Here is a 26,998-nt window from a genome sequence, read left to right on the forward strand (position 1 = left end):
TTATGTCAGAGAAAAAACAATTAACTAAAGCGGATATTCGTAGCACTTACTGGCGTTCGACATTTTTATTAGGCTCATTTAACTTTGAGCGTATGCAAGCAATGGGTTTTTGTGTATCAATGATCCCTGCAATCAAGCGCTTATATAGCAAAAAAGAAGATCAAGCCGATGCGTTAAAACGCCACCTTGAATTTTTTAATACGCAACCTTGGGTTGCTTCGTCAATTATTGGTGTTACAGCGGCAATGGAGCAGGAGCGTGCTAACGGCGCGACAGACATTGATGATGCTGCGATTAGTGGCGTCAAAGTGGGGCTAATGGGGCCATTAGCTGGCGTGGGTGATCCTATTTTCTGGGGAACATTACGTCCTGTGCTCGCCGCTTTAGGGGCTGGTTTAGCCATTAGCGGAAGCCTATTAGGGCCATTGTTATTCTTTATCGGCATTAATATTTTCCGTGCCTTAACCCGTTGGTATGGTTTCCATTATGGTTATGCGAAAGGAACGGAAATTGTGCAAGATATGGGCGGTGGTCGCTTACAAAAACTCACCCAAGGGGCATCTATTTTGGGTTTATTTGTAATGGGGGCGCTGGTATCCAAATGGACAACCATCAATATTCCACTTGAACTCTCGCGCTATGTCAATTCGCAAGGGCAAGAAGTGGTAACGACAGTGCAAAGCGTCTTAAATGAACTGCTTCCGGGCCTTGCTGCGTTAGGTTTAACCTTCTTGTGTATGTATTTATTGCAGAAAAAAATCAACGCAATGTACATTATTTTTGCCTTGTTTGGTGTGGGCATTGTGGGATACTATTTCGGTATTTTAGCCTAACTAAAATTTACTAAAGGGCGGTATTAAAAACCGCCTTTTTTATTATAGTAAACAAATTCACAATGATAATAAAAAGGAATGTTTAATGAAGTTAAAAGATCTAATTAACCCACCAGAAAATGAAAGCTATTTAAAAAATAGTTCCAAATTAATCACCGCACTTTTTATTATTGGCGGAATTGCCTACTACCCAACCAAAGGCTACGGCACGGTGATAGCTCTTGTGATCGCCTTAATGATATTAGTCGGACAAAAATTATTACTTTCACAAATTAATAAAGATTTTTCCGATATGTATTTTGCCAAAGAACAATTTGAAAAACTGGGCAATAAAACCTATTTAGAATTTATTGTTGCTCGTTCGAGCCAAATTTTACAAGACAATAAAGTATTATCGGAAAAAGGAAAGCAAGAATTACACAAACTTAATCAATATGCGGTTGAACAGTTAAAAAAAGCCCCAAATTAAACACTTTTTGAAAAAATTATCGATAAAATACCTCTCTTATTCAAAAACACTTTGAGAAAACATTGTTTTTTTGTTAGTAGATACGTTAAGATCGCCCCATTTTTATATGGTCATTTTAAGGTTAAGGCAAGGCATACCTTGCTTATATACCACTAGGAAAAACAATGTTTAATAAAATTTTTGAATGGTTTGAAAGCCGCCTAAATGCCTATCCAGAGCAATCACCGAAAACGCCCGAAAAAGGTTTAATCCGTTTTATTTGGTCGAATATGGAAGGAATGCGTGGCTGGATTTTGCTACTTGCGTTGCTCACCGTGGGAACGGGTGTGATGGAGGCCGTGTTGTTCCAGTTTATGGGGATCGTGGTGGATTGGCTTGGCAAGTACACGCCAGCCACCTTATGGCAAGAAAAAGGCCATTGGCTTTTGGCGATGGCAGCTTTGCTAGTGTTCAGCATATTTTGGTCATTCACGGCGTCTGCGGTGCGTTTGCAAACCTTGCAAGGGGTGTTTCCAATGCGCTTGCGTTGGAATTTCCACCGTTTAATGCTGGGACAAAGCCTAAGTTTTTATCAAGATGAATTTGCTGGACGCGTGTCGGCGAAAGTTATGCAAACTGCTCTTGCAGTGCGTGATACCGTGCTGACCATTGCGGATATTATGGTGTATGTGGTGGTGTATTTCATCACTTCAGGCATTGTGCTTGCCGCGTTAGATCCGTGGTTCTTGCTACCTTTTGCCTTGTGGATTGTGGCGTTTATCACGATTTTACGCATTATCATTCCAAAATTAGCCAAAACAGCAGAACGCCAAGCAGATGCGCGTTCTTTAATGACGGGGCGAGTTACCGATTCTTATGCCAATATCGCCACCGTGAAATTATTTTCCCACGGTTCAAGAGAAGCCAGTTACGCCAAGCGTTCAATGGAAGAATTTATGGTTACCGTACACGCCCAAATGCGTTTGGCGACCTCTTTAGATACCATCACTTACGCCACTAACATCACCTTAACACTCAGCACAGCAATCCTTGGCATTGTGCTATGGAAGCAAGGCAGCGTTGGTGTAGGGGCAATTGCTACCGCCATTGCAATGGCATTACGGGTGAATTTTATTTCCCGTTGGATTATGTGGGAATCCGCACGTTTATTTGAAAATATCGGCACGGTAAATGACGGAATGACCACCCTTACCAAACCCCATACTATTGTGGATAAACCGCAAGCCTTGCCATTAAAAGTGAGCAAAGGGGAAATTCGTTTTAATGACGTGAGTTTTTCTTATAATCCACAAAAACCGTTGTTAAGCCATTTTAACCTCACTATTAAACCGGGGGAAAAAGTAGGCTTGATCGGTCGTTCAGGGGCGGGGAAATCCACCATTGTAAACTTGCTATTACGTTTTTACGAAGCGAATCACGGCGACATCACCATTGACGGACAAAACGTGTGCGATGTTACGCAAGAAAGTTTACGCAGCCAAATTGGCTTAGTGACGCAAGATACCTCATTGCTGCACCGTTCCGTGCGTGAAAACATTATTTACGGCCGCCCAACTGCCAGCGATGAAGAAATGATCTCCGCTGCACAGCGTGCCGAAGCATCAGAATTTATTCCTTATTTGAGCGACTCAGAAGGCCGAACAGGCTATGATGCTCACGTTGGTGAACGTGGTGTGAAACTTTCAGGCGGACAACGTCAGCGTATCGCCATTGCCCGCGTAATGCTAAAAGATGCCCCAATTCTGTTGTTAGATGAAGCCACCAGCGCGCTGGATTCTGAAGTGGAAGTGGCGATTCAAGAAAGCCTCGATAAAATGATGGAAGGCAAAACCGTGATTGCTATCGCCCACCGTCTTTCCACTATTGCCGCAATGGATCGCTTAATCGTGTTAGATAAAGGTCATATCGTAGAACAAGGCACGCACAACGAATTGCTCGCCCAAAATGGACTTTACGCCAAACTCTGGCACCACCAAAGCGGTGGCTTTTTAAGTGAAGAATAATAAATAAACATAAGGCTCAATATTCATTGAGCCTTTATTTTTCATAAAAAGCTGTGAAAAAAACCACTCAACTATAGCGAGTGGTTTTTTATTTTATAATTAATTGATTAAATATCTAAATTTGCATAAAGCGCATTAGATTCAATAAATTCACGGCGTGGTTCGACTTCATCGCCCATTAGGGTGGTGAAGAGCTGATCTGCTGCCACCGCATCTTTGATGGTAACTTGTAGCATTGTGCGGGTTTCAGGATCCATGGTAGTTTCCCAAAGCTGCTCTGGGTTCATTTCACCTAACCCTTTATAACGTTGAACCATTAAACCACGGCGCGATTCTTTCACTAGCCATTCCACCGCTTGCTCAAAGGAACTCACTGGGTGCTGGCGTTCGCCACGCGCGACATAAGCATCAGGCTCAAGTAAGCCGTTTAATTGTGAACCTAATTTCACAATGCGCGCATAATCATTGCCGTTGGCAAATTGGAAGCCGAGTACATATTCCGTATCCACACCGTGAGTACGCACGGTGAGTACCACTTCGTGCAAATGGCGTTCGCTGTTGAAATGCAATTTATAGCTGTAATGATTACCGCTACTTTCTTTTTCTGTTAAGGTTTCCACCAAAGATTTTGCCCAAGATTCCACCGCACTTTCATTTTGCATCAGTTCGGTGGTTAATTCAGGTTGATAAATCAAGGTTTTCAACACTGCTTCAGGATAATGGCGACTTAAACGTGCGATCATTTTTTGCACGCCGTTATATTCAGCCACCAATTTTTCCAAGGCGACACCGCTCATTGGTGGCGCATCTTTTGTGGTATAAAGCGCGGCGCCGTCTAAAGCCAAGTTAAGCTCATATTGCGCCATTGCTTCATCGTCTTTGATATATTCTTCGTGTTTACCTTTTTTCACTTTATAAAGCGGTGGTTGTGCAATATAAATATGTCCACGCTCGATCAGTTCTGGCATTTGACGATAGAAGAAAGTGAGCAATAAGGTGCTAATGTGCGCGCCGTCCACGTCCGCATCGGTCATAATGATAATGCTGTGATAACGCAATTTATCTGGGTTATATTCATCACGTCCAATGCCGCAGCCAAGTGCGGTGATTAATGTGCCAACTTCTTGCGAAGAAAGCATTTTGTCAAAACGAGCTTTTTCTACGTTTAGGATTTTCCCTTTTAATGGCAAAATGGCTTGGTTTTTACGGTTACGCCCTTGTTTGGCTGAACCGCCCGCAGAATCCCCCTCCACAAGGTAGAGTTCAGATAACGCAGGATCGCGCTCTTGGCAGTCGGCTAATTTACCTGGAAGCCCAGCAATATCTAACGCCCCTTTACGGCGTGTCATTTCACGGGCTTTGCGCGCTGCTTCACGAGCGCGTGCGGCATCAATGATTTTGCTCGCAATCATTTTGGCGTCATTTGGATTTTCTTCCAAATATTCTTGCAAACGCTCATTCATTGCCGATTCCACCGCACCTTTCACTTCAGAAGAAACCAATTTATCTTTGGTTTGTGATGAGAATTTTGGATCTGGCACTTTCACGGAAATAATCGCCACCAACCCTTCACGCGCATCATCACCTGAAGTTTCTACTTTATCGTTCTTGCCTTTTTTATTCAGCCCTGATTTTTCCATATAAGCATTTAAGGTACGCGTTAAGGCAGCGCGGAAGCCCGCTAAGTGCGTTCCTCCATCACGTTGTGGAATATTGTTAGTGAAGCAATGAATATTCTCAGATTGATAGCCTTCATTCCATTGCAACGCCACTTCAATACCAATGCCATCACGTTCAGTAGAAAAATAGAACGGTTTTTGATGAATAGGATTTTTGTTTTTGTTGAGATATTCCACAAATGCTTGAATACCGCCTTCATAATGGAAGTGATCGCGTTTGTCTGTGCGTTCATCAATTAAATTAATGGATACGCCAGAGTTCAGGAAAGAAAGCTCACGCAGACGTTTTGCTAAAATATCGTATTCAAATTCAATATTGGTGAAAATGCTTGGGCTTGGCCAAAAACGCACGGTGGTTCCCGTTTGGCTAGTTTCGCCAATAATGGTTAATGGCGCTTGCGGATCACCTAAATTATAAAATTGTTCGTGAACGTGGCCTTGACGGCGAATGGTGAGCTGTAATTTATCAGATAAGGCATTCACCACCGACACGCCTACACCGTGCAAACCACCAGACACTTTATAAGAGTTATCATCAAATTTACCGCCCGCGTGCAATACGGTCATAATCACTTCCGCCGCAGAAACCCCTTCTTCAGGGTGAATGTCCACGGGAATACCACGCCCGTCATCTTGCACTGAAACGGAATTATCAGAATGAATAATCACGTTAATGTCCGAGCAATAACCTGCAAGCGCTTCGTCAATGGCGTTATCCACCACTTCAAAAACCATATGATGTAACCCTGTTCCGTCATCGGTATCACCAATGTACATACCGGGGCGTTTACGCACTGCATCAAGGCCTTTTAATACTTTGATACTACTTGCACCATAATTTTCTGGGACATTATTCGACATAACAATTCTCTGTTTTTATTGATAAAAAATTGGGCGGATTATAGCAAATTTTTGCGCTTTTGGCTAATTTCGCAAAAATCTCAAATGGGCTATGGGAAAAGAAATAACAAATTGAAAAATAATGAAAAAAAGCACCGCACTTTGATCTGCGGTAATTGGCGTTAAAAACCCATTAGGCGGAAAATTTCCGCCTAGATGGGAATAAAGCAACTAAAAATTCAGTTAAGCATCAATTAAACGATAAAGTGCGGTGTCTTTTCTGTCTAAATAATGTACCGATTGAATACGGCGAATAGTGCGTGAACGGCCACGAATGAGCAAAGTTTCTGTGGTAGCAAGATTGCCACGGCGGTGAATACCTTTGAGTAAATCGCCATTAGTGATTCCTGTGGCGGAGAAAACAAGGTTATCATCACGCACTAAATCTTCTAATTTCAGCACTTGGTTCACTTCAATGCCCATTTCTTGGCATCGGCGGATTTCATCAGCGGCAATGGATTGATTTTCTGGCGAGCTGCCTTTGACTTGATGACGTGGAATTAAACGCGCCTGCATTTCGCCCCCTAAAGCACGAATGGCTGCGGCAGCCACCACCCCTTCAGGCGCACCGCCAATACCATAGAGCATATCTGCGCCACCGTCAGGCAAACAACATAAAATTGACGCTGCCACATCGCCATCGGGAATGGCTAAGACTTTCACGCCTAGCTGCTGCATTTTTTTGATCACTTCCGCGTGGCGCGGTTTATCTAAGGTGATCACTGTTAATTGAGAAAGCAATTTCCCCATTTTTGATGCCACACGGCGCAAGTTTTGTTCCAGCGGTAAGTTTAGGTCGATCATTCCTTTGGCTTCAGGGCCAACCACCAATTTTTCCATATACATATCAGGCGCGCGTAAAAAGGTGTCTTTTCCCCCTGCGGCTAACACGGAAAGAGCATTCGGTTGCCCCATTGCGGTCATTCTTGTGCCTTCAATGGGATCAACAGCAATAGATACTTCTTCGCCAGCCCCTGTACCAATTTTTTCTCCAATATAGAGCATTGGCGCTTCATCAATTTCGCCTTCACCAATCACCACTTCGCCACGCATTTCAATTTGATTTAACATCAATCGCATCGCTTGTACCGCCGCATCATCGGCAGCATTTTTATCTCCACGCCCCAACCAAGCAAAACCAGCAAGTGCCGCGGCTTCAGTAACTCGAGAAAATTCAATGGCTAATGCTCTATTCATTTTTTTGATCCTTTGGTTGTTTAAAAATCGGCGTATTCTATCACTTTCGCAAACGATTGCGTTATAAAAAGATAAAATTTTTTGCGAAATCAATAAACTCAGGTAGAATAAGCACACATCTATGTTCATTAACCATTTTTTAAAAGGAATCCACTATGTCGTTAGAAATTTTAGACCAACTTGAAGCCAAAATTAAACAAGCGGTTGAAACCATTGAATTACTTCAATTAGAAGTTGAAGAATTAAAAGAAAAAAATAGCCAAGCGCAACAACAAAATGAATCATTACGCAATGAGAATGAACAGCTTAAGAGCGAACATCAAAACTGGCAAGAACGTTTACGCTCTTTGTTAGGTCGTATTGATAACGTTTAATTTTCAGAATAAAAATAAAGGCTTAGGTGATTATCTAAGCCTTATTTTTTAGGAGTAAAAATGACTAAAAAAGTATGTTTAATAACTGGCAGCACCCTCGGCGGCGCAGAATATGTGGCTGAACATTTACAGCAAGTGCTAGAAACTCAGCAAATTTCCACCGCACTTTTACACGGGCCTGATTTTGCTGAAGTGGCTGATGAAAATCTTTGGCTAATTGTTACTTCCACCCACGGTGCTGGCGAATTGCCTGATAATCTTAAACCGCTGTTTGATGGAATTAGCGCACAAAAACCAGATTTATCTCATTTGCGCTTTGCGGTGATCGGGTTAGGAAATTCCGATTATGATACCTTCTGCAATGCGGTGAACATTGTGCAAGAATGTTTAACCCAACAAAGTGCGGTACAAATTTGCGATCCTTTAAAAATTGATGTCCTTGCCGTGGACGATCAAGAACAGTATGCCGAAAATTGGATCCCAACTTTTTTATCTCATCTTTAATCCTCAGATCTGATGATCATCTCATCAGATCGCCATACTCGCTTTTAATGATCCCTTATCTATCCACCTGTGGATAACTTAGTAAAAACTTGTCTAAATATTGTATTTATTCTGTAAATAAAAATAAGAAAAAGCTTGATTGTGGATAACTTTTGCTTTTACTCACAGCATATACAGCTAGATCAATGGGTGATCTAAACAACTTAAAAAAGGATCTAACTCCTTTATTTTTAAGCGAAAATTTGCCTTATGCACAAGGATCAGCGATCCTAATAATTATCATAATAAGCTCTTTATATATAAAAAGAGATCTTATATTAATAAGGCAAGGATCTTCTTTCTGATCCTTTGATCGAGAGAACAAAATTCATTGGATCTTCAATCTTCGATTTAAGCAACGATCAATTTGATGTAGAATACGCGGTTACTTTTATGAAGATCAAATTTATCACGCAATTAAGGTTATTATGTTTTATACGGAAAGTTATGATGTGATTGTGATTGGTGGTGGACACGCAGGTACAGAAGCAGCTCTTGCACCAGCACGAATGGGATTAAAAACATTATTATTAACGCACAATGTAGATACATTAGGGCAAATGTCTTGCAACCCAGCCATTGGTGGCATTGGTAAGGGGCATTTAGTTAAAGAAATTGATGCTATGGGTGGTTTAATGGCCACTGCAGCGGATCAAGCAGGTATTCAATTTCGTACTTTAAATAGCAGTAAAGGCCCTGCTGTACGCGCTACGCGTGCGCAAGCGGATCGCGTGTTATACCGCCAAGCGGTAAGGATCGCTCTTGAAAATCAACCGAATTTAGATATTTTCCAACAAGAAGTAACGGATATTTTGATCGAACAAGATCGCGTTGCGGGTGTAGAAACTAAAATGGGATTAAAGTTTAGATCTAAATCGGTGATCTTAACCGCTGGAACGTTTTTATCGGGTAAGATCCATATTGGTATGGAAAATTATGCGGGTGGACGTGCTGGCGATCCTGCCTCAGTAAGTCTAGCTCATCGTCTGCGCGATCTGAATTTGCGCGTGGATCGTTTAAAAACAGGCACCCCACCGCGTATTGATGCAAGAACCATTAATTTTGATGTGCTAGCAAAACAACACGGCGATGAAAAATTACCGGTTTTTTCTTTTATGGGATCGGTGGATCAGCACCCTCGTCAGATCCCTTGTTATATTACCCATACCAACGAACAAACCCACGAATTGATCCGTAATAATTTGGATCGTAGTCCGATGTACGCAGGCGTGATCGAAGGAATTGGGCCGCGTTATTGTCCTTCCATTGAAGATAAAGTAATGCGTTTTGCTGAACGTAATTCTCACCAAATTTATCTTGAGCCTGAAGGTTTAACGTCTAATGAAGTTTATCCAAATGGTATTTCTACGAGTTTGCCATTTGATGTGCAAATGGGTATCGTCAATTCAATGAAAGGATTGGAAAATGCTCGCATTATCAAACCAGGTTATGCCATTGAGTATGATTATTTTGATCCCCGTGATTTAAAACCTACCTTAGAAACCAAAGCGATTAAAGGTTTATTCTTTGCAGGCCAAATTAACGGTACGACAGGTTATGAAGAAGCCGCGGCGCAAGGATTATTGGCTGGAATTAATGCAGGGCTTTATGTGCAAGACAAAGACAGCTGGTATCCGCATCGTGATCAAGCTTATATTGGCGTGTTGGTGGACGATCTTTGTACCTTAGGCACTAAAGAACCTTATCGCGTGTTTACCTCCCGTGCGGAATACCGTTTATTGCTGCGTGAAGATAATGCAGATATTCGTTTAACCCCAACGGCGCATAAACTTGGCTTAATTGATGAAAAACGCTGGGCGCGTTTTAATCAAAAAATGGAAAATATTGAATTAGAACGTCAGCGTTTGCGTAGCATTTGGTTGCATCCACGTTCTGAATATTTAGCGGAAGCTAATGAATTGCTCAATAGCCCATTAGCCCGTGAGGCAAGTGGCGAAGATTTATTACGCCGCCCAGAAGTGAATTATCAATCTCTTACTCAATTAACCCCCTTTGCGCCTGCGATTGAAGATAAAGAAGCGGCAGAACAAGTGGAAATTGCGATTAAATATCAAGGTTATATTGAGCATCAGCAAGAAGAAATCGCACGCCAAAAACGCTATGAAAATACCGAAATTCCCGATAATTTTGATTATGATGCGGTATCTGGGCTATCTAATGAAGTGCGGTCGAAATTAATGCAACATCGTCCAACCTCAATTGGACAAGCAAGCCGTATTTCTGGCGTAACACCTGCGGCTATTTCCATTTTATTGGTGAATCTGAAAAAACAAGGTATGTTAAAGCGTGGTGAATAATGGCTAACATCGAACAACTCAAAGGAAAATTAAATTTTCTATTAAAAAACACCGCACTTTCTGTGAGCGATCAGCAAAAAGATCAGCTCGTTAAGCTTGTGGCGTTGTTGGATAAATGGAATAAGGCTTACAATCTCACTTCTGTGCGTGATCCGCAAGAAATGCTAGTGAAACATATTATGGATAGCCTTGTTGTAAGTCCTTACTTACAAGGTGATCGTTTCATTGATGTGGGAACAGGGCCAGGCTTACCGGGCTTACCTTTAGCCATTATTAATCCAGATAAAACCTTTGTATTGTTAGATAGTTTAGGTAAACGCATTAGCTTTATCCGTAATGCCTTGCGTGAGCTTGGCATTACCAACGTGATTCCAGTATTAAGTCGAGTTGAAGATTACCAGCCTGAAGAGTTATTTGATGGCGTATTAAGCCGCGCTTTTGCGTCATTAAAAGATATGACCGACTGGTGTCAGCACTTGGTTGATGAAAATGGCACTTTTTATGCCCTAAAAGGACAATATCATCAAGAGGAAGTGGAACAATTATCAGCCGATTTTGTGATAAAAAATGTGATCAACTTAACAGTTCCAGAATTAATTGGCGAAAGAAACCTTGTTTTGTTAAATAAAGGTTAAAATTTTTTGAACCTTTTTTGAATTTATAATAAAATAAACGAGTTATTGTATAGTCTATTTATTGCTATCTAATCCATTTTGAGTATAATTAATAGGCTATTTTAAGTTAGGTTCGTTTGATTTTTAAACAAAGTGACAAATGTCTGCAATCATAAAACAAGTTAAAAAGAAATATCAGGTTGCATTGAGCATAGAATTGCTCGTTTTTATTGTCATTTTTGCAATATTAAGCGCATCGCAATCCATAAGTGCGGTGTCTTTTTTGCTCGGATCATTAGCGATTTTTGTTCCGCATTGTTTATTTGTTTTTCTAGTGTTTTTTATAAAGCAGAAAAACAATCATAAATTAACCACATTTTATCGAGGTGGGGCAATAAAATTTATATGTACGATCATTTTTATCGTATTAGCATTCAAATTTTTTGCTGAAATGAATTATATTGCTTTCTTTGCTGGTTATTTTTTAGGGTTATTACTAAATAACCTGATGCCTTTAATGGTAAGTAAATTTTTTAGAATTTAGTTTAAATTTCAAGGGATTAACTATGTCTGACCTTACAACCGCAGGGTATATTCAACACCATTTAGAATTTCTTAAAACAGGGGATTCTTTCTGGCACGTTCACTTAGATACGCTTTTCTTTTCAGCAGTATCGGCCATTATTTTCCTTTTCGTGTTCTATAAAGTGGGTAAAAAAGCCACTTCTGGCGTACCAGGCAAATTGCAATGCTTTGTAGAAATGATCGTAGAATGGGTTGATGGTGTGGTAAAAGAAAATTTCCACGGGCCACGCAATGTTATTGCACCATTAGGGCTAACCATTTTCTGCTGGGTGTTCATTATGAATGCCATCGATTTAATCCCTGTGGATTTCTTACCACAAGTGGCAAATCTATTCGGCGTTCATTATTTAAGAGCGGTTCCAACGGCAGATATTAGCGCAACCCTTGGTATGGCTATTTGTGTATTCTTCCTCATTATTTTCTATACCATCAAATCTAAAGGATTGAGTGGTTTTGTTAAAGAATATACGCTCCACCCTTTCAATCACTGGGCTTTCATTCCAGTAAACTTAATTCTTGAATCTGTAACCTTGCTTGCTAAACCTATTTCATTAGGTTTCCGTTTGTTCGGGAATATGTACGCAGGTGAGCTTATCTTTATTTTGATCGCGGTAATGTATAGTGCCAATATGGCGATTGCTTCACTCGGCATTCCATTACATCTTGCGTGGGCGATTTTCCATATTTTGGTTATCACTTTACAAGCGTTTATCTTTATGATGCTAACGATTGTTTATTTAAGTATCGCTTACAACAAAGCGGAACATTAAAAACAGATTATTTAACGATTTTTATTAACTAACCCAGCCAATTAGGCTGACTTTCTTAAATCTAACGGAGAAAACTATGGAAACTGTAATTACAGCTACGATTATTGGTGCATCAATCCTACTTGCTTTCGCAGCATTAGGTACAGCAATTGGCTTTGCGATTTTAGGCGGCAAATTCTTAGAATCTTCTGCGCGTCAGCCTGAATTAGCAAGTAGCTTACAAACTAAAATGTTTATCGTTGCTGGTCTTTTAGATGCTATCGCAATGATTGCAGTAGGTATTTCGTTACTTTTCATTTTCGCAAACCCATTCATCGGATTATTACAATAATTGTCAGCGTTGTTTGTACAACCAAGCTTTACCCTAAACGGGTAACATTGATGACATTATTGAGGAGGGCGTTGTGAACTTAAATGCAACATTAATTGGTCAGCTTATTGCATTCGCACTATTTGTGTGGTTTTGTATGAAATATGTTTGGCCACCAATTATTAAAGCAATTGAAGAGCGTCAAAGCTCAATTGCTAATGCTTTAGCTGCAGCAGAAGTCGCACGAAAAGAGCAAGCTGAAACCAAAACATTGGTGGAGCAAGAAATTAATCAAGCGAAACTTCAAGCACAAGAAATTGTGGATTTAGCGAATAAACGTCGCAACGAAATCCTAGAAGAAGTGAAAGCTGAAGCGGAAGCATTAAAAGCAAGAATTATTGAACAAGGCCACGCTGAGATTGAAACAGAGCGTAAACGTGTTCAAGAAGAATTACGAGCGAAAGTAGCCTCTTTAGCGGTTGCAGGTGCTGAGAAAATTGTGGGTCGCACGGTTGATGAAGCGGCAAACAATGACATTATTGAAAAATTAGTTGCAGAACTATAAGAAGGTTGGGCTTATGTCAGAATTAACTACCATAGCTCGCCCTTATGCAAAAGCAGCATTTGATTTTGCTATCGAGCAACAAGCACAAAATAAAAGTGCGGTGGAAAAATGGGCAGAAATGCTAAATTTTGCTTCTCAAGTTGTTGAAAATAAAGAGATGCAAGATTTCCTAACAGGTGATTTGTCTGCTAGCAAAGTTGCTGATACGGTGATTTCAATTTGTGGCGACCAACTTGATCAATATGGGCAAAATTTGATTCGGTTAATGGCTGAAAATAAGCGTTTAACTGTACTTCCAGCGGTATTTGCACTGTTCCAACATTATGTGAGTGAACACCAAGCGATTGCAGATGTGGAAGTCATCTCAGCTCAACCATTAAGTGCAGAGCAACAAGCTAAAATTGCAGCCGCAATGGAAAAGAAACTTGCTCGTAAAGTTAAATTAAATTGCAGCGTAGATAATGCACTGATTGCTGGTGTTATTATTCGTACAGATGATTTTGTCATTGACGGAAGTAGCCGTGGGCAACTGGCTCGTCTTGCAAATGAGTTGCAATTATAAGAGGAATAAAAGATGCAACTAAATTCGACTGAAATTAGTGAATTAATTAAAAAACGCATTGCCGAATTTAACGTGGTGAGCGAACCACGCAATACAGGAACCATTGTTTCTGTGAGCGATGGGGTTATTCGTATCCACGGTTTAAGCGATGTAATGCAAGGGGAAATGATTGCATTACCCGACAATCGTTATGCAATGGCACTTAACCTAGAGCGTGATTCGGTAGGTGCGGTTGTAATGGGGCCTTATACTGATCTTTCTGAAGGTATGGAAGTTCAATGTACAGGACGTATTCTTGAAGTGCCAGTAGGCCGCGGTTTATTAGGTCGCGTGGTGAATACTCTTGGTCAGCCAATTGATGGTAAAGGTGAAATTGAAAACGATGGTTATGCGCCTGTTGAAGTTATCGCACCAGGGGTTATCGATCGTAAATCTGTTGATCAGCCTGTTCAAACTGGTTATAAAGCGGTGGACTCAATGGTGCCAATCGGTCGTGGTCAACGTGAGTTAATTATCGGTGACCGTCAAACAGGTAAAACCGCATTAGCTATCGATGCCATCATCAACCAAAAAGATTCTGGCATTAAATGTATCTATGTAGCGATCGGTCAAAAAGCATCAACTATTGCTAACGTAGTGCGTAAATTAGAAGAACACGGCGCATTACAAAATACTATCGTGGTTGTGGCATCTGCATCAGAATCTGCTGCGTTACAATATTTAGCGCCTTATGCAGGTTGTACAATGGGTGAATATTTCCGTGATCGCGGTGAAGATGCACTCATCGTTTATGATGATTTATCTAAACAAGCGGTTGCTTATCGTCAAATTTCATTGTTATTACGCCGTCCACCAGGTCGTGAAGCTTTCCCTGGTGATGTATTCTATTTACACTCTCGCTTACTTGAGCGTGCTTCTCGTGTTAATGCAGAATATGTTGAACGTTTCACACAAGGCAAAGTAACAGGTAAAACAGGTTCTTTAACTGCATTACCAATTATTGAAACCCAAGCAGGTGACGTATCGGCTTTCGTACCAACCAACGTAATTTCCATTACCGATGGTCAGATTTTCTTAGAATCTAACCTATTTAACTCAGGTATTCGTCCTGCGGTAAACCCAGGTATTTCGGTATCTCGTGTGGGTGGTGCAGCACAAACTAAAGTCATCAAAAAATTAGCGGGTGGTATTCGTACCGCACTTGCGCAATATCGTGAATTAGCAGCATTCGCACAATTTGCTTCAGATCTTGATGATGCAACACGCAAACAACTTTCTCACGGTCAGAAAGTAACAGAATTATTGAAACAAAAACAATATTCTCCATTAAGCGTTGCGCAACAAGCATTGGTGTTATTTGCCGTTGAATTTGGTTATTTAGAAGATGTTGAATTAGATCGTATCGCTTCTTTTGAATCTGCTCTTTTAGAATATGCAGCACATAACTATGCGGATTTTATGGACGGATTAACTAAAACTGGCGATTACAATGATGAAATCAAAGCAACATTGCAAGCGATTTTAGACAATTTCAAAGCAAACAGTGCTTGGTAATTCACATTAACGGAGAACATCAATGGCAGGTGCAAAAGAGATAAGAACCAAAATTTCCAGTGTTCAAAGTACACAAAAAATTACTAAGGCAATGGAAATGGTTGCAGCATCGAAAATGCGTAAAACGCAGGATCGAATGTCATCTTCACGTCCGTATGCTCAAGCCATACGCCGCGTGATTAGCCACGTGTCAAAAGCCAGTATTGGTTACAAACATCCGTTTTTAGTGGAACGAGAAGTGAAAAAAGTAGGTATCCTACTTGTTTCAACAGATCGTGGATTATGTGGCGGTTTAAATATCAACTTATTTAAGACCGCACTTCAAGAAATCAAAGGTTGGAAAGAAAAACAAGTGGAAGTTTCACTGGGTTTAATCGGTGCAAAAGGTATCGGGTTTTTCCAATCTCTTGGCTTGAATATTGCTACACAAAATTCAGGAATGGGCGATACGCCTTCTGTTGAAGAATTAATTGGTACGGCAAATGAAATGTTTGATGCTTATAGAGAAGGCAAATTAGATGCGATCTACATTGCTTACAATAAGTTCATCAACACAATGTCGCAAAAACCTACTTTAGAAAAACTTGTTCCTTTGCCTGAATTAGATAATGATGATTTAGGTGAAAGCGCACAATCTTGGGACTATATCTACGAACCTGATCCAAAAGTGTTGTTAGATAGTTTATTGGTTCGTTATTTAGAATCTCAAGTGTATCAAGCGGTAGTTGAAAATTTGGCTTCTGAGCAAGCGGCACGAATGGTGGCGATGAAAGCGGCAACTGATAATGCAGGAAACTTAATTAAAGACTTGCAATTAGTTTACAACAAAGCTCGCCAAACAAGTATTACAAATGAATTAAATGAAATTGTTGCTGGTGCAGCGGCAATTTAAGTAAAGAGGATCGATAATGGCAACTGGAAAAATTGTACAAATCATCGGTGCGGTTATTGACGTTGAATTTCCACAAGATGCAGTACCAAAAGTATATGATGCCTTAAACGTTGAAACAGGCTTAGTGCTTGAAGTTCAACAACAATTAGGCGGTGGAATCGTACGTTGTATCGCAATGGGTTCATCAGATGGTTTAAAACGTGGTTTATCCGTGTCTAACACAGGCAAACCAATTTCCGTTCCAGTGGGAACAAAAACCCTAGGACGTATTATGAACGTACTGGGTGAACCAATTGACGAACAAGGCCCTATTGGTGCAGAAGAAACTTGGTCAATTCACCGACCAGCACCAAGCTATGAAGATCAAGCAAACAGCACAGAATTGCTTGAAACAGGGATCAAAGTTATCGACTTAATCTGCCCATTTGCAAAAGGGGGTAAAGTTGGTTTATTCGGTGGTGCGGGTGTAGGTAAAACCGTAAATATGATGGAATTAATCCGTAATATTGCGATCGAACACTCAGGTTACTCCGTATTTGCAGGGGTAGGTGAACGTACCCGTGAAGGTAACGACTTTTACCACGAAATGACCGAATCTAACGTATTAGACAAAGTATCCCTTGTTTACGGACAAATGAACGAGCCACCAGGTAACCGTCTGCGTGTTGCATTAACCGGTTTAACTATGGCAGAAAAATTCCGTGATGAAGGCCGTGATGTATTATTCTTTGTAGATAATATTTATCGTTATACCTTAGCAGGGACAGAAGTATCTGCATTATTAGGTCGTATGCCATCTGCGGTAGGTTACCAACCAACCCTAGCAGAAGAAATGGGGGCATTACAAGAGCGTATCACCTCTACCAAAACAGGTTCTATCACCTCTGTACAAGCGGTTTATGTACCAGCCGATGACTTAACTGACCCATCGCCAGCAACGACCTTTGCGCACTTAGACTCAACGGTTGTATTAAGCCGTCAAATTGCGTCATTAGGTATTTACCCAGCGGTAGATCCCCTTGATTCAACTTCTCGTCAATTAGACCCATTAGTGGTTGGCCAAGAGCATTATGATGTAGCGCGTGGCGTACAAGGTATCTTACAACGCTACAAAGAATTGAAAGACATCATCGCAATTCTTGGTATGGACGAGCTTTCTGAAGAAGATAAACTTGTGGTAGCGCGTGCGCGTAAAATCGAACGTTTCTTATCACAACCGTTCTTCGTTGCAGAAGTGTTCACTGGCTCACCGGGTAAATATGTCTCATTAAAAGACACTATTCGCGGTTTCAAAGGTATTTTAGAAGGTGAATATGACCATATTCCAGAACAAGCGTTCTATATGGTTGGTTCTATTGATGAAGTGCTAGAAAAAGCCAAAAATATGTAATCACTTCAAGCCTGATTAAACACTTGAAGGAGAATCACAATGGCAACATTAAATTTAACGGTTGTAAGTGCAGAAGAAAGCATTTTTACAGGTCAAGTAAAAAGCATTCAAGCCACAGGGATTGAAGGGGAGCTTGGTATCTTACCGGGCCATACTCCCTTATTAACAGCAATCAAACCAGGTATCGTCAAATTGACCTTAGAAAATGGCAATGAAGAAGTTATCTACGTTTCAGGTGGCTTTTTAGAAGTTCAACCGAATGTCGTTACCGTCCTAGCAGATGTCGCAATCCGTGGTAAAGAGCTTGACGCAGATCGTATTTTAGAAGCGAAACGCCGCGCAGAACAAAATATTGTATCTAGCGCGAAAGACGCCAACTACGAAATGCTCGCCTCTCAACTTGCTAAAGAATTGGCAAAACTACGTGCTTACGAACTGACAGAAAAATTAGTCAAAAACAAACGCTAATTTTACCGCACTTTTTTTTACTGTATCTAAAAAACCACCTTCGGGTGGTTTTTCTTTTCCTAGTCAAAACTTGCCTAAAAATATTTTGTGAAACATCTCTCAAAACAAAAATTTTGACGTTTGTATATATTGAAATATATGTTCTAATTTTGTTGAGTATGAAACAAAAGGGGGACGTATGAATAGCCATATACAGCAACGTTATGTTTTTGCAAAAGATCTCATTAAGAATGTGGGGGAAATAGCACTCTCATTCTACTTAAATAGAGACAAACTTAACATTCAGCATAAAAAGGGAGAAGCGCAAGATTTAGTAAGCATTGCTGATCAAAATGTTGAAAAAGAGATAAAAACCGCATTAAAAGCCCACTTTCCTGATGATGGCTTCTTAGGTGAAGAATCCGGTGCCGATGGGCTTGATAAGGACTTTTGCTGGGTGGTTGATCCCATTGATGGCACAAGTCCTTTTTTATATGGCCTGCAGGCTTGGTGTATTTCTATTGCCGTGCTTTACAAACAGGAAATTGTCATTGGGCTGATTTACGATCCATTGCATAAAGAGCTTTTTCATACGATGAAAGGGGAGGGCGCCTTTGTTAATGAAACTCCTTTATCTGCATCAAAAGCGATTTCTTTGCAAGAAGGATTAGTTGGATTGGGAATGTCCCATCGTGTTCCACCGAATACATTTGTGCCAGTTATTGATCAAGTATTAAAAGAAGGGGGAATGTTTGTCCGTAATGGTTCAGGGGCATTAACCTTGGCTTATGTCGCGGCAGGCAGATTAATTGGCTATTTTGAACCGCATATCAATGCGTGGGATTGCCTTGCCGGTATTTTATTAGTTCAAGAGGCTGGTGGACAAACCAATGACTTTTTAGCAAATGATGGATTATTAAAAGGAAATTATATTCTTGCTAGCAGTCAAGGTATATTTAATCAGCTTGAATCTATTCGATCCTTAACTTTATAGGAGGAAAATACAATGTCTATTTTAAATTTTTTCAAAGCAAGCCCAGCTATTCCACTTAAAGATTACACCGAGGCAATGTTTAAAAGCACAAGAATGAAAAGTTTTTGGGCATTTTCTTTTGCTTATGCCATTTATTATGTTTGTCGTTTATCTTTTAATGTCGCTAAGCCAGCCTTAGTCAATAATAATATTTTGACACCAACAGAACTCGGAGTGATAGGTTCTGCTATTTTTATTACTTATGCGGTTGGCAAATTTGTCAATAGTGCTGCGGCAGATCATTCTAATATTGTACGTTATCTTTCCGTAGGATTGTTTTTCTCTGCATTATGTAATTTTGCTATGGGAATGACGACCAGTGCTATTTTTCTTACCATTATTTGGGGATTTAATGGTTGGGTACAATCAATGGGCGTAGGTCCTTGTGTGGTAGCGCTTTCACGTTGGTATGATGATAAAGAACGAGGTTCTTACTATGGATTTTGGTCAGTTGCTCATAATGTAGGTGAAGGGATAACCTTTGTCGTGACTGCTGCAATTATTACTACTTTCGGTTGGCGCTTTGGTTTCAGTTTTGCGGGTATTATGGGATTATTGGGCGTGCTGGTTGCAATAATGTTTATGAAAGACTCGCCAGCAGCTTGTGGCTTTAAACCGATTATTACAATGGATAAACAAACAGAGGAGTTAGATAATAAAGAAGTATTGAAACATCAATGGGACGTGATTAAAAATCCTGCCATTTGGGTGTTAGCAGTGGCTTCTTGCTGTATGTATATTGGTCGTTATGGTGTAAATAGCTGGGGCGTATTTTTCCTTGAAAATGGAAAAGGATATACAACATTAGAAGCAGCATCGATCATTAGCGTAAACAGTATTGTTGGTATTTTAGGAACAATTGTTTCAGGCTGGTTGTCAGATCGTTTCTTGCAAGGTAAACGAAATATTATGACGGTGATAGTAAGTTTACTCAATGCTCTTTCTCTTGCAGCATTTTTATTTGCTCCTGCAGGTAACACCTGGCTTGCTATTGGCGCACTTTCTGTCTTTGGTATTACTTTAGGTATTCAACTTTGCTTCTTAGGTGGGTTGTTAGCAACAGATATTTCCCACAAATCAGCATCGGGAATTGCCTTGGGAATGATGGGTGTATTTGGTTACGCTGGTGCAGCAGCGGGTGAATTTTTAACAGGTTTTATGATTGATAAAACAACGGTTATTGATTCGGCAGGTAATAAAATTTATGATTTTGATTCCCTTGCTTATTTCTGGGTAGGTGCTGATTTACTCTCCGTTGTTGCCGCAATTATTTTCTCAATTTTAGTTGTATATCAAGCTAGAAAATCAAAAGATGTAGCTTAGCTTTTAAATAAAAAGTGCGGTAAAAATGATCTGCACCCCAAAAGTTGGACTAAACAACCAACTGATTAAGGTGCAGATTTTTTATGACTAAATATACTCAACATTTCAAACAACAAGTGCTCGACTTTTATCATCAAAATGGAAAAAACCGTTCGCTTACTCGCCAGTATTTTCAGCTTCCTCAAAGAACGTTAGCACGTTGGATTGCGAAATTTAATCATAATGGAATCAATGGATTAGCTGTGTTAGGTAAAAAACGATATTATTCTGTTGAGTTTAAATTAAAGGTTATTCAAGCTATCAAAAAAGGCCAGTGCTCCGCTGAGGCCGCCTGCTTTCGCTTTGATATCCCCAGTTCAGGGATAATTAGTCAATGGTTGCAACGCTTTGAAAAACAAGGTATAGATGGGTTATTACTCAAACCTAAAGGTCGTCCAAGTATGAAACTCAACTCGCCTAAAATGCCACCAACGCCCAAAACAGAAGAAGAACGCTTGCGTTACCGAATTTTGGAATTAGAAGCGGAGAATGCAATGCTAAAAAAGTTGCAGGAACTCAACCAACAAAAAATGCAGAAAAAGCCGTCATCGTAAATGCCTTACGCTCGCGTTTCCCGTTGGAATTGTTACTCAGGCTAATCGGATTGGCACGCAGTTCGTTCTTTTATCATCTCAAGCCAAAGTCGGATAAAAATGTAGCGATTTCACAGAAAATAGAGGAAATTTATCGCAAAAATGACGAAAATTATGGTTATCGTCGAATTACCTTGGAATTAAGGAAATACTTGATTATCAACCACAAAAGGGTGCTAGCGATAATGCAACGTTTGGGGTTAAAAGGAAAAAGTAAGCAGAAAAAATATCGTTCTTACCAAGGCAAAGTGGGACACATTGCCGATAATCTGTTGCAACGGGATTTTACGGCAACGATGCCGAATGAGAAGTGGGTAACGGATATCACCGAGTTCAAATGTGCGGAAGGCAAAGTGTATTTATCGCCGATTAAAGACTTGTTTAATAACGAAATTATTGCTTATGATGTGGCGAGAAGTCCGAGTTTTGAGCAGATAACCAGAATGTTGACCCAGGCGGTGAACCGATTAGCGGGGGAAAAACCGATACTGCATTCCGACCAAGGGTGGCAGTATCAAATGATGGGTTATCGGGAGATATTGAAAAAACACGGTATTACGCAAAGTATGTCGAGAAAAGGCAATTGCCTTGATAATGGTGCGATGGAAAGCTTTTTCGGGCGATTGAAGACGGAATGTTACTTTGGCAAGCGGTTTGAAACCTTTGAACAGCTTGAAAAAGTGATTCACGAGTACATTCATTACTACAATAATGAGCGTATTCAAGTGAAGCTCAAAGGACTAAGCCCTGTGGAATACAGAACTCAGTCCTTGAATTAAATTAGAATATAGTCTAACTTTTTGGGGGCAGATCAAAACTACCGCACTTTTTTGTAAATATAGACATAACTTATACGTTATAAAACCCTATCTTTCATACCCCAAAACAACATTTCCCCAATCATTCTCACTAAATTGAATGCCTAATTTTCCTTTTTCTTTGATAAAAGAGCGGTGTAATCTGGCGAGATTTTTGGCTTTCCAGTTATTGCCTGATTTTTCGGCGCATTTGTCAAAATCAATCAGCCAGTATTTTTGTTCTGGTGTGGCGAAATGTTGGACTAAAATATTATGGGCGTTAAGGTCGGTGTGGTAGATTTGTCGGTCGTGTAATTGGCTGATTAAGCGGCCGATTTGCTGCCAATTTTCAGCAGATAAAGAATGATGTTGCAAAAGTGCGGTGAGATCTTGCGCATTTTCGATTTTTTCACTCAGTAAATCCGCTTGATAGCAAATGCCCGCTTTACCTTTAATCACTCTTGCGCCAATGGGTTTTGGCACGGGGAGTCCGTCTTGATGTAATTTATTTAACAAATGAAATTCGGCGAAGCTGCGCGTGTGCAGAAGATTGCAGAACCAATAACGATCTTTATTTAACTTACCAAATAAACCACCGCGATAATAATGGCGCAAGGCACAATTTACGCCAAAAAGGTCCGCACTTTGCACAAACCAAGTTGTCCCCCGCCCTTTGGCTGAACCAAGAATACGCTGCTGTTGCTGCCAAAATTGCGGATCAAAATAAGCGCTGGGATCAACAGGTTGTGTTTCCAGATTAAAAATAAAATATTGGTTTTGCTGTTGTAGTTCAAGCATATTCGGCGGATTTCTTATAGAATAGATCAATGAAAATATTCTACTGAAAATAAAAAAGAATGCTACATTAAGCAGAAAAAGTAAGGTAAATCTATGGCACTTTTTTCCACGCCCCCTAAATCCATTTGTATTTTACGTCTTTCCGCCATTGGTGATGTGTGTAATGCGCTGTCAGCGGTACAACAAATTCAGCGTTATTGGAAAGATACCCAAATCACTTGGATTGTGGGCAAAACCGAAATGCAGTTATTGCAAAATGTGAAAGGAATTCGCTTTATTCCTTATGACAAAAAAACTGGCTGGAAAGGCATTTTAGCTTTGTGGAAAACCTTGCGTGGCGAGCATTTTGACGTGCTATTAAATATGCAAACGGCCTTGCGTGCTTCAATGATTTCCTTAGGCATCAAAGCCACTTATAAAGTGGGTTTTAGCAAAAATCGTGCGCGAGAAGGGCAATGGTTATTTACCAATCGTAAAATTAATGAGCCAACTAATCCGCACGTTTTGGCGGGATTTTGGGCTTTTGTGGAATATTTAGGCTTGCCTGTGGAAGCACCCAAATGGGATTTAGCCATTGGCGAAAAAGAAATTTCCGCCATTCAGCAATTTATTGATTCGACAAGAAAAAATCTGCTCATTTCCCCTTGTTCAAGCAAATCAGAAAAAGATTGGCTGGCTGAATGCTATGCAGAAATTGCCAATATCGCGCATCGTCAAAATATTAATGTGATTTTGTGTGGCTCGCCTGCGCCAAGAGAGCAAGCAATGATTGAAAAAATCATCGCATTGTGTGATTTTCAGCCTGTGAATGCGAGCGGCAAAACCTCATTATTGGAATTAAGTGCCTTAATCGGAATGGCGGATTTACTGCTCGCTCCCGACAGCGGCCCAGCACATATTGCCACTGCTCAAGGTACACCTGTGATCGGTTTGTATGCCTACCATAACCCGCTACGAACAGGCCCTTATAACAATTTGCCCGAAGTGGTTTCCGTGTATGAACAAAATGCCCTGCAAGAATTTGGCAAGCCTTCTAGTCAATTACCTTGGGCAACCAAATTGAAAGGCAAAGATTTAATGGCACAAATTTCTGTGGCAGACGTATTAGAGAAAATGCGCCAGATAGGCTTTATTCAATAAATATTGAGGTTGTATTAGATAAGCCCCAAATTCCAGACCATAATAGTAGTTTTTTGACGGTTCTTTTGGTAATCCAAAGTTAAACCGAAATTCACATTCTTTCAAAAATAATGGAAAATATTTCTTATCTATCCCATTAATGCTTCTGTAGAATGAGTTATTACTTCAAGTACAGAAATGTCGGAAGTTTCTTTATATGAGTTTTATATAACCAAATCATCTAACCAATAATTTTTTATTCTTTTTAAATTCACTCTTCCGTTGTTTAGAATGATTACCAGTTTATGACTTCAACAGGGAAGGAAAATGAATTGGCAGTATGTCTTTGACAATATTCCGAAATTTATTGATGCCAGCATTATCACTTTGCAGCTCTCGTTTTGGAGTATTGTGTTTTCTCTCATTATTGGGCTTTTGTGTGCGGTGGCTATCAGCTACAACATTCGTTTTTTTAATTCGCTCGCCAAAGCCTATATTGAACTTTCTCGCAATACGCCTTTGTTGATCCAACTTTTCTTTCTCTATTTTGGTTTGTCTAAATTGGGGATTAAGTTAGATGGATTTACTTGCGCCATTATTGGCTTAAGTTTTCTTGGGGGAAGTTATATGGCTGAGGCGATTCGAGCTGGGATTGAAAGTGTGTCAAAAGGGCAAGTGGAATCAGCCCTGAGCTTAGGATTAACGCCCACACAAGCTTTTATTTATGTGATTGCGCCACAAGCTTTAAGCCTTTCTCTGCCAGCCATTGGTGCAAACTGTCTGTTTTTAATGAAAGAAACCTCTATCGCCAGCGCGATTGCTATTGCGGAATTAATGTTTATGGCGAAAGAATTAATTGGCCTAGATTATAAAACTAACGAGGCATTATTTTTATTGGTGGTATTTTATCTCATTATTTTATTGCCAGTTTCGTTTCTTATTCATTATTTAGAGAAACGTAGCCGTTATGCGAAATATGGGAGCGTTTAATAATGGGATTAACTATTTTATTAGAAGGAAATAATTTACAACGATTATTAAATGGCTTAGCGGTTACGGCTGAAATTGCATTTATTTCCGTATTATTCTCTTGTCTGTTAGGGATATTGCTTGGCATTGTTATGACTAGCCGAAATAAAATAATCCAAGGGATTTGTCGTTTATATTTAGAAATGGTGCGAATTATTCCTTTACTAGTGTGGTTATTTATTGCCTATTTTGGCTTGGCCAAGTGGTTTAACATTCATTTAAACGGCATTGCCGTATGTATTTTCGTCTTTATTTTTTGGGGGACGGCTGAAATGGGCGATTTAATGCGCAGCGCATTAAATTCCATTGAAAAACATCAACGGGAATCTGCTTATGCCTTGGGATTAAATAGCACACAAACCTTTTTATATGTGCTGTTACCACAAAGTTTAAAGCGCGTTACGCCAAGTGCGATTAATTTATTTACCCGAATGATTAAAACCAGTTCATTGGCAATGTTAATTGGCGTGCTAGAAGTGGTGAAAGTGGGGCAACAAATTATTGAAACATCGTTATTTACCGATCCTTCTGCGGCATTTTGGATTTATGGACTTATTTTTCTTTTATATTTCGCAATTTGTTATCCCTTGTCCATTTTTTCTCGCTATGTGGAAAATCGTTGGGAGCAATAAAAGGAAATCAAAATGGCATTATTAGAAATTAATCAACTGGTAAAAAAATACGAAAAAAACACCGCACTTCAAGGTATTGATTTAGCCATAAAAAAGGGCGAAGTGGTGGTGTTGCTTGGGCCTTCAGGCTGCGGAAAAAGCACCTTGTTGCGTTGCATTAATGGGCTGGAATCCATTCAAGGAGGTGAAATCATCTTGCAAGATCAAGGCGTATTAGGCAAGCAAGTGCCTTGGGTGCAAGCACGCCAACATATTGGAATGGTTTTTCAAAGCTATGAATTATTTTCGCATCTTTCGGTGATCGACAATATTTTGCTCGGCCCAATGAAAGTGCAAAAGCGTTCCCGTGCGGAAGTGGAAAAGCAAGCCGATGAACTACTTAAACGTGTGGGCTTGCTGGATCGCAAAAATGCCTATCCGCGTGAGCTTTCAGGCGGCCAAAAACAGCGTATCGCCATTGTTCGCTCTTTGTGTATGAACCCAGAAATTATGTTGTTTGATGAAGTTACCGCAGCCCTTGATCCCGAAATGGTGCGTGAAGTACTAGATGTGATTTTAGAGCTTGCCAAAGAGGGAATGACAATGCTGATTGTAACCCACGAAATGGCCTTTGCGCGCCAAGTGGCAGATCGCATTATTTTTATGGACGCAGGAAAAATCGTGGAGGAAAACACGCCAGATCGCTTTTTTACCAACCCGAATTCTGATCGGGCAAAAACATTCTTAAACATCTTAAACTATGAACCAAGAGGAATAGACTATGAAGAAAACATTTAAAAAAATCACCGCACTTTTTGCGACTACCCTGCTTGCTGTGAGCCTAACGGCGTGCAATGACAACGAAAGCAATAGCGTGCAAAATCGTCTGCACGAGCTACAAAAGGCCGATAGCGTGCGCATTGGCGTTTTTAGCGATAAACCGCCTTTTGGCTATGTGGATAACCAGGGCAAAAGCCAAGGTTTTGACGTAGAAATTGCAAAAGCCATTGGTAAAGATTTGCTAGGTGATGAAAACAAAGTGCAATATGTTTTGGTGGAAGCCGCAAACCGCGTGGAATATTTGCAATCGAACAAAGTGGATATTATTCTCGCCAATTTCACCGTTACCCCAGCGCGCAAAGAAGTGGTGGATTTCGCCAAACCTTATATGCAAGTGGCGTTGGGTGTGGTGTCAAAAGACGGCGCGGTTATCACCGACATCAATCAACTAGCAGGCAAAACTTTATTGGTGAACAAAGGTACCACGGCAGATGCTTATTTCAGCAAACATTATCCGAACATCAAATTATTAAAATTTGAACAGAACACGGAAACCTTTGAAGCCTTAAGAGATGGACGCGGTGATGCACTCGCCCACGACAACACCTTGCTGTTTGCTTGGGCAAAAGAAAACCCAGGTTTTACCGTTGGTATTAAAACCCTTGGTGATCAAGATTTTATCGCGCCAGCAGTGAAAAAAGGTGATACTGGATTGCTCGCGTGGTTAGATCAAGAAATTGAAAAATTAGGTAAAGAAGGTGTGTTAAAACAAGCTTACGACAAAACCTTATTGCCTGTTTACGGCGACACTATCAGCGAAAAAGAAGTGTTAGTGGCTTATTAAGTTTAAATTGAAGAAATAAAAAAGTGC

27 protein-coding genes are annotated in these 26,998 nt (G+C 40.3%); 24 read left to right on the forward strand and 3 right to left on the reverse strand.

Annotated features, from left to right (window positions below):
- Positions 1-2: 2 nt before the first annotated feature.
- The 3 genes from manZ (at position 3) to DYC50_RS01745 (ending at position 3,305) form a co-directional block, all read left to right on the forward strand.
- Positions 3-833, forward strand: coding sequence for a PTS mannose transporter subunit IID (gene manZ, locus DYC50_RS01735; RefSeq protein WP_103855754.1), 831 nt, complete (start codon positions 3-5; stop codon positions 831-833).
- 85 nt (positions 834-918) lie between these two features.
- Positions 919-1,302 carry a hypothetical protein gene (locus DYC50_RS01740; RefSeq protein WP_115248756.1) on the forward strand — a complete coding sequence of 128 codons (384 nt, stop codon included), beginning with the start codon at positions 919-921 and terminating at the stop codon, positions 1,300-1,302.
- A gap of 164 nt (positions 1,303-1,466) precedes the next feature.
- Positions 1,467-3,305, forward strand: a complete 1,839-nt coding sequence (locus DYC50_RS01745; protein WP_115248757.1) for an ABC transporter ATP-binding protein — start codon at positions 1,467-1,469, stop codon at positions 3,303-3,305.
- A 107-nt stretch (positions 3,306-3,412) separates the two neighbouring features.
- Here the strand turns inward: DYC50_RS01745 and gyrB are convergent, their stop codons facing one another.
- Together gyrB and glpX are read right to left on the reverse strand one after the other, a co-directional pair.
- On the reverse strand, positions 3,413-5,845 hold the full coding sequence (gyrB, locus tag DYC50_RS01750; protein ID WP_115248758.1) for a DNA topoisomerase (ATP-hydrolyzing) subunit B: 2,433 nt from the start codon (positions 5,843-5,845) through the stop codon (positions 3,413-3,415).
- A gap of 222 nt (positions 5,846-6,067) precedes the next feature.
- On the reverse strand, positions 6,068-7,081 hold the full coding sequence (gene glpX / locus DYC50_RS01755) for a class II fructose-bisphosphatase (protein ID WP_103855677.1): 1,014 nt from the start codon (positions 7,079-7,081) through the stop codon (positions 6,068-6,070).
- Positions 7,082-7,236: 155 nt separating this feature from the next.
- Here glpX and DYC50_RS01760 point away from each other — a divergent pair, with 155 nt between their 5' ends.
- The 16 genes from DYC50_RS01760 to DYC50_RS01835 all read left to right on the forward strand — a co-directional run bounded on the left by DYC50_RS01760 (position 7,237) and on the right by DYC50_RS01835 (position 21,772).
- Entirely contained in the window at positions 7,237-7,455 is a 219-nt protein-coding gene (locus tag DYC50_RS01760) for a cell division protein ZapB (protein ID WP_103854316.1), read from the forward strand.
- 60 nt (positions 7,456-7,515) lie between these two features.
- Positions 7,516-7,959 carry an FMN-binding protein MioC gene (gene mioC / locus DYC50_RS01765; protein ID WP_115248759.1) on the forward strand — a complete coding sequence of 148 codons (444 nt, stop codon included), beginning with the start codon at positions 7,516-7,518 and terminating at the stop codon, positions 7,957-7,959.
- Positions 7,960-8,426: 467 nt separating this feature from the next.
- Positions 8,427-10,316 carry a tRNA uridine-5-carboxymethylaminomethyl(34) synthesis enzyme MnmG gene (mnmG, locus tag DYC50_RS01770; protein WP_115248760.1) on the forward strand — a complete coding sequence of 630 codons (1,890 nt, stop codon included), beginning with the start codon at positions 8,427-8,429 and terminating at the stop codon, positions 10,314-10,316.
- Positions 10,316-10,951 (forward strand): 16S rRNA (guanine(527)-N(7))-methyltransferase RsmG, encoded by a 636-nt coding sequence (rsmG, locus tag DYC50_RS01775; protein ID WP_115248761.1) that lies wholly within the window; start codon positions 10,316-10,318, stop codon positions 10,949-10,951. The genes mnmG and rsmG overlap by 1 nt, the downstream gene beginning before the upstream one ends.
- 139 nt (positions 10,952-11,090) lie before the next feature.
- Positions 11,091-11,474, forward strand: a complete 384-nt coding sequence (locus DYC50_RS01780; protein ID WP_115248762.1) for an ATP synthase subunit I — start codon at positions 11,091-11,093, stop codon at positions 11,472-11,474.
- 22 nt (positions 11,475-11,496) lie between these two features.
- Positions 11,497-12,285 (forward strand): F0F1 ATP synthase subunit A, encoded by a 789-nt coding sequence (gene atpB, locus DYC50_RS01785; RefSeq protein ID WP_103855672.1) that lies wholly within the window; start codon positions 11,497-11,499, stop codon positions 12,283-12,285.
- Between the two features lie 76 nt (positions 12,286-12,361).
- Complete coding sequence (gene atpE / locus DYC50_RS01790) at positions 12,362-12,616, forward strand: F0F1 ATP synthase subunit C (protein WP_005539567.1); 255 nt, start codon at positions 12,362-12,364, stop codon at positions 12,614-12,616.
- Positions 12,617-12,689: 73 nt separating this feature from the next.
- Positions 12,690-13,160: a F0F1 ATP synthase subunit B gene (gene atpF / locus DYC50_RS01795; RefSeq protein WP_017806727.1), complete on the forward strand. Its 471-nt coding sequence runs from the start codon at positions 12,690-12,692 to the stop codon at positions 13,158-13,160.
- A 13-nt stretch (positions 13,161-13,173) separates the two neighbouring features.
- A complete protein-coding gene (gene atpH / locus DYC50_RS01800) occupies positions 13,174-13,722 on the forward strand; it encodes a F0F1 ATP synthase subunit delta (RefSeq protein WP_035688891.1) in 549 nt (182 codons plus the stop codon).
- A gap of 12 nt (positions 13,723-13,734) precedes the next feature.
- On the forward strand, positions 13,735-15,276 hold the full coding sequence (gene atpA, locus DYC50_RS01805; RefSeq protein WP_035688894.1) for a F0F1 ATP synthase subunit alpha: 1,542 nt from the start codon (positions 13,735-13,737) through the stop codon (positions 15,274-15,276).
- A gap of 22 nt (positions 15,277-15,298) precedes the next feature.
- A complete protein-coding gene (gene atpG, locus DYC50_RS01810; RefSeq protein WP_035688897.1) occupies positions 15,299-16,168 on the forward strand; it encodes a F0F1 ATP synthase subunit gamma in 870 nt (289 codons plus the stop codon).
- Positions 16,169-16,184: 16 nt separating this feature from the next.
- Positions 16,185-17,558 carry a F0F1 ATP synthase subunit beta gene (gene atpD, locus DYC50_RS01815; protein ID WP_103854309.1) on the forward strand — a complete coding sequence of 458 codons (1,374 nt, stop codon included), beginning with the start codon at positions 16,185-16,187 and terminating at the stop codon, positions 17,556-17,558.
- Between the two features lie 39 nt (positions 17,559-17,597).
- Positions 17,598-18,026, forward strand: a complete 429-nt coding sequence (locus DYC50_RS01820; protein ID WP_115248763.1) for a F0F1 ATP synthase subunit epsilon — start codon at positions 17,598-17,600, stop codon at positions 18,024-18,026.
- A 178-nt stretch (positions 18,027-18,204) separates the two neighbouring features.
- Positions 18,205-18,999, forward strand: coding sequence for an inositol monophosphatase family protein (locus DYC50_RS01825; RefSeq protein ID WP_115248764.1), 795 nt, complete (start codon positions 18,205-18,207; stop codon positions 18,997-18,999).
- A gap of 12 nt (positions 19,000-19,011) precedes the next feature.
- A complete protein-coding gene (locus DYC50_RS01830) occupies positions 19,012-20,361 on the forward strand; it encodes an MFS transporter (protein ID WP_115248765.1) in 1,350 nt (449 codons plus the stop codon).
- 83 nt (positions 20,362-20,444) lie between these two features.
- Positions 20,445-21,772, forward strand: a protein-coding gene (locus tag DYC50_RS01835) for an IS3 family transposase (protein WP_115248766.1) whose coding sequence is annotated in 2 segments (ribosomal slippage) — positions 20,445-20,895 and positions 20,895-21,772 — 1,329 coding nt in all. Because the reading frame shifts where the segments join, the coding sequence is not laid out codon by codon here.
- 87 nt (positions 21,773-21,859) lie between these two features.
- On the opposite strand, the gene DYC50_RS01845 is transcribed toward DYC50_RS01835, so the two are convergent.
- On the reverse strand, positions 21,860-22,588 hold the full coding sequence (locus tag DYC50_RS01845) for a 3-deoxy-D-manno-octulosonic acid kinase (RefSeq protein WP_115248767.1): 729 nt from the start codon (positions 22,586-22,588) through the stop codon (positions 21,860-21,862).
- 93 nt (positions 22,589-22,681) lie between these two features.
- Here DYC50_RS01845 and DYC50_RS01850 point away from each other — a divergent pair, with 93 nt between their 5' ends.
- From DYC50_RS01850 to DYC50_RS01875, 5 genes are all read left to right on the forward strand, one after another.
- Positions 22,682-23,728, forward strand: a complete 1,047-nt coding sequence (locus DYC50_RS01850) for a glycosyltransferase family 9 protein (RefSeq protein WP_115248768.1) — start codon at positions 22,682-22,684, stop codon at positions 23,726-23,728.
- Between the two features lie 306 nt (positions 23,729-24,034).
- A complete protein-coding gene (locus tag DYC50_RS01860) occupies positions 24,035-24,697 on the forward strand; it encodes an amino acid ABC transporter permease (RefSeq protein ID WP_115248769.1) in 663 nt (220 codons plus the stop codon).
- A 2-nt stretch (positions 24,698-24,699) separates the two neighbouring features.
- Positions 24,700-25,368, forward strand: a complete 669-nt coding sequence (locus DYC50_RS01865; RefSeq protein ID WP_115248770.1) for an amino acid ABC transporter permease — start codon at positions 24,700-24,702, stop codon at positions 25,366-25,368.
- Between the two features lie 12 nt (positions 25,369-25,380).
- On the forward strand, positions 25,381-26,145 hold the full coding sequence (locus DYC50_RS01870; protein WP_115248771.1) for an amino acid ABC transporter ATP-binding protein: 765 nt from the start codon (positions 25,381-25,383) through the stop codon (positions 26,143-26,145).
- A complete protein-coding gene (locus DYC50_RS01875; protein ID WP_115248772.1) occupies positions 26,129-26,971 on the forward strand; it encodes a cysteine ABC transporter substrate-binding protein in 843 nt (280 codons plus the stop codon). The genes DYC50_RS01870 and DYC50_RS01875 overlap by 17 nt, the downstream gene beginning before the upstream one ends.
- Positions 26,972-26,998: the final 27 nt, after the last annotated feature.

It is taken from the genome of Avibacterium avium (assembly GCF_900454535.1).
GTDB lineage: Bacteria > Pseudomonadota > Gammaproteobacteria > Enterobacterales > Pasteurellaceae > Avibacterium > Avibacterium avium.

Excerpts from the sequence above, each read along its gene's own strand:
- manZ (WP_103855754.1), top strand. The coding sequence starts at position 3 with ATGTCAGAGAAAAAACAATTAACTAAAGCGGATATTCGTAGCACTTAC.
- DYC50_RS01740 (WP_115248756.1), top strand. The coding sequence starts at position 919 with ATGAAGTTAAAAGATCTAATTAACCCACCAGAAAATGAAAGCTATTTA.
- DYC50_RS01745 (WP_115248757.1), top strand. The coding sequence starts at position 1,467 with ATGTTTAATAAAATTTTTGAATGGTTTGAAAGCCGCCTAAATGCCTAT.
- gyrB (WP_115248758.1), bottom strand. The coding sequence starts at position 5,845 with ATGTCGAATAATGTCCCAGAAAATTATGGTGCAAGTAGTATCAAAGTA.
- glpX (WP_103855677.1), bottom strand. The coding sequence starts at position 7,081 with ATGAATAGAGCATTAGCCATTGAATTTTCTCGAGTTACTGAAGCCGCG.
- DYC50_RS01760 (WP_103854316.1), top strand. The coding sequence starts at position 7,237 with ATGTCGTTAGAAATTTTAGACCAACTTGAAGCCAAAATTAAACAAGCG.
- mioC (WP_115248759.1), top strand. The coding sequence starts at position 7,516 with ATGACTAAAAAAGTATGTTTAATAACTGGCAGCACCCTCGGCGGCGCA.
- mnmG (WP_115248760.1), top strand. The coding sequence starts at position 8,427 with ATGTTTTATACGGAAAGTTATGATGTGATTGTGATTGGTGGTGGACAC.
- rsmG (WP_115248761.1), top strand. The coding sequence starts at position 10,316 with ATGGCTAACATCGAACAACTCAAAGGAAAATTAAATTTTCTATTAAAA.
- DYC50_RS01780 (WP_115248762.1), top strand. The coding sequence starts at position 11,091 with ATGTCTGCAATCATAAAACAAGTTAAAAAGAAATATCAGGTTGCATTG.
- atpB (WP_103855672.1), top strand. The coding sequence starts at position 11,497 with ATGTCTGACCTTACAACCGCAGGGTATATTCAACACCATTTAGAATTT.
- atpE (WP_005539567.1), top strand. The coding sequence starts at position 12,362 with ATGGAAACTGTAATTACAGCTACGATTATTGGTGCATCAATCCTACTT.
- atpH (WP_035688891.1), top strand. The coding sequence starts at position 13,174 with ATGTCAGAATTAACTACCATAGCTCGCCCTTATGCAAAAGCAGCATTT.
- atpA (WP_035688894.1), top strand. The coding sequence starts at position 13,735 with ATGCAACTAAATTCGACTGAAATTAGTGAATTAATTAAAAAACGCATT.
- atpG (WP_035688897.1), top strand. The coding sequence starts at position 15,299 with ATGGCAGGTGCAAAAGAGATAAGAACCAAAATTTCCAGTGTTCAAAGT.
- atpD (WP_103854309.1), top strand. The coding sequence starts at position 16,185 with ATGGCAACTGGAAAAATTGTACAAATCATCGGTGCGGTTATTGACGTT.
- DYC50_RS01820 (WP_115248763.1), top strand. The coding sequence starts at position 17,598 with ATGGCAACATTAAATTTAACGGTTGTAAGTGCAGAAGAAAGCATTTTT.
- DYC50_RS01825 (WP_115248764.1), top strand. The coding sequence starts at position 18,205 with ATGAATAGCCATATACAGCAACGTTATGTTTTTGCAAAAGATCTCATT.
- DYC50_RS01830 (WP_115248765.1), top strand. The coding sequence starts at position 19,012 with ATGTCTATTTTAAATTTTTTCAAAGCAAGCCCAGCTATTCCACTTAAA.
- DYC50_RS01845 (WP_115248767.1), bottom strand. The coding sequence starts at position 22,588 with ATGCTTGAACTACAACAGCAAAACCAATATTTTATTTTTAATCTGGAA.
- DYC50_RS01850 (WP_115248768.1), top strand. The coding sequence starts at position 22,682 with ATGGCACTTTTTTCCACGCCCCCTAAATCCATTTGTATTTTACGTCTT.
- DYC50_RS01860 (WP_115248769.1), top strand. The coding sequence starts at position 24,035 with ATGAATTGGCAGTATGTCTTTGACAATATTCCGAAATTTATTGATGCC.
- DYC50_RS01865 (WP_115248770.1), top strand. The coding sequence starts at position 24,700 with ATGGGATTAACTATTTTATTAGAAGGAAATAATTTACAACGATTATTA.
- DYC50_RS01870 (WP_115248771.1), top strand. The coding sequence starts at position 25,381 with ATGGCATTATTAGAAATTAATCAACTGGTAAAAAAATACGAAAAAAAC.
- DYC50_RS01875 (WP_115248772.1), top strand. The coding sequence starts at position 26,129 with ATGAAGAAAACATTTAAAAAAATCACCGCACTTTTTGCGACTACCCTG.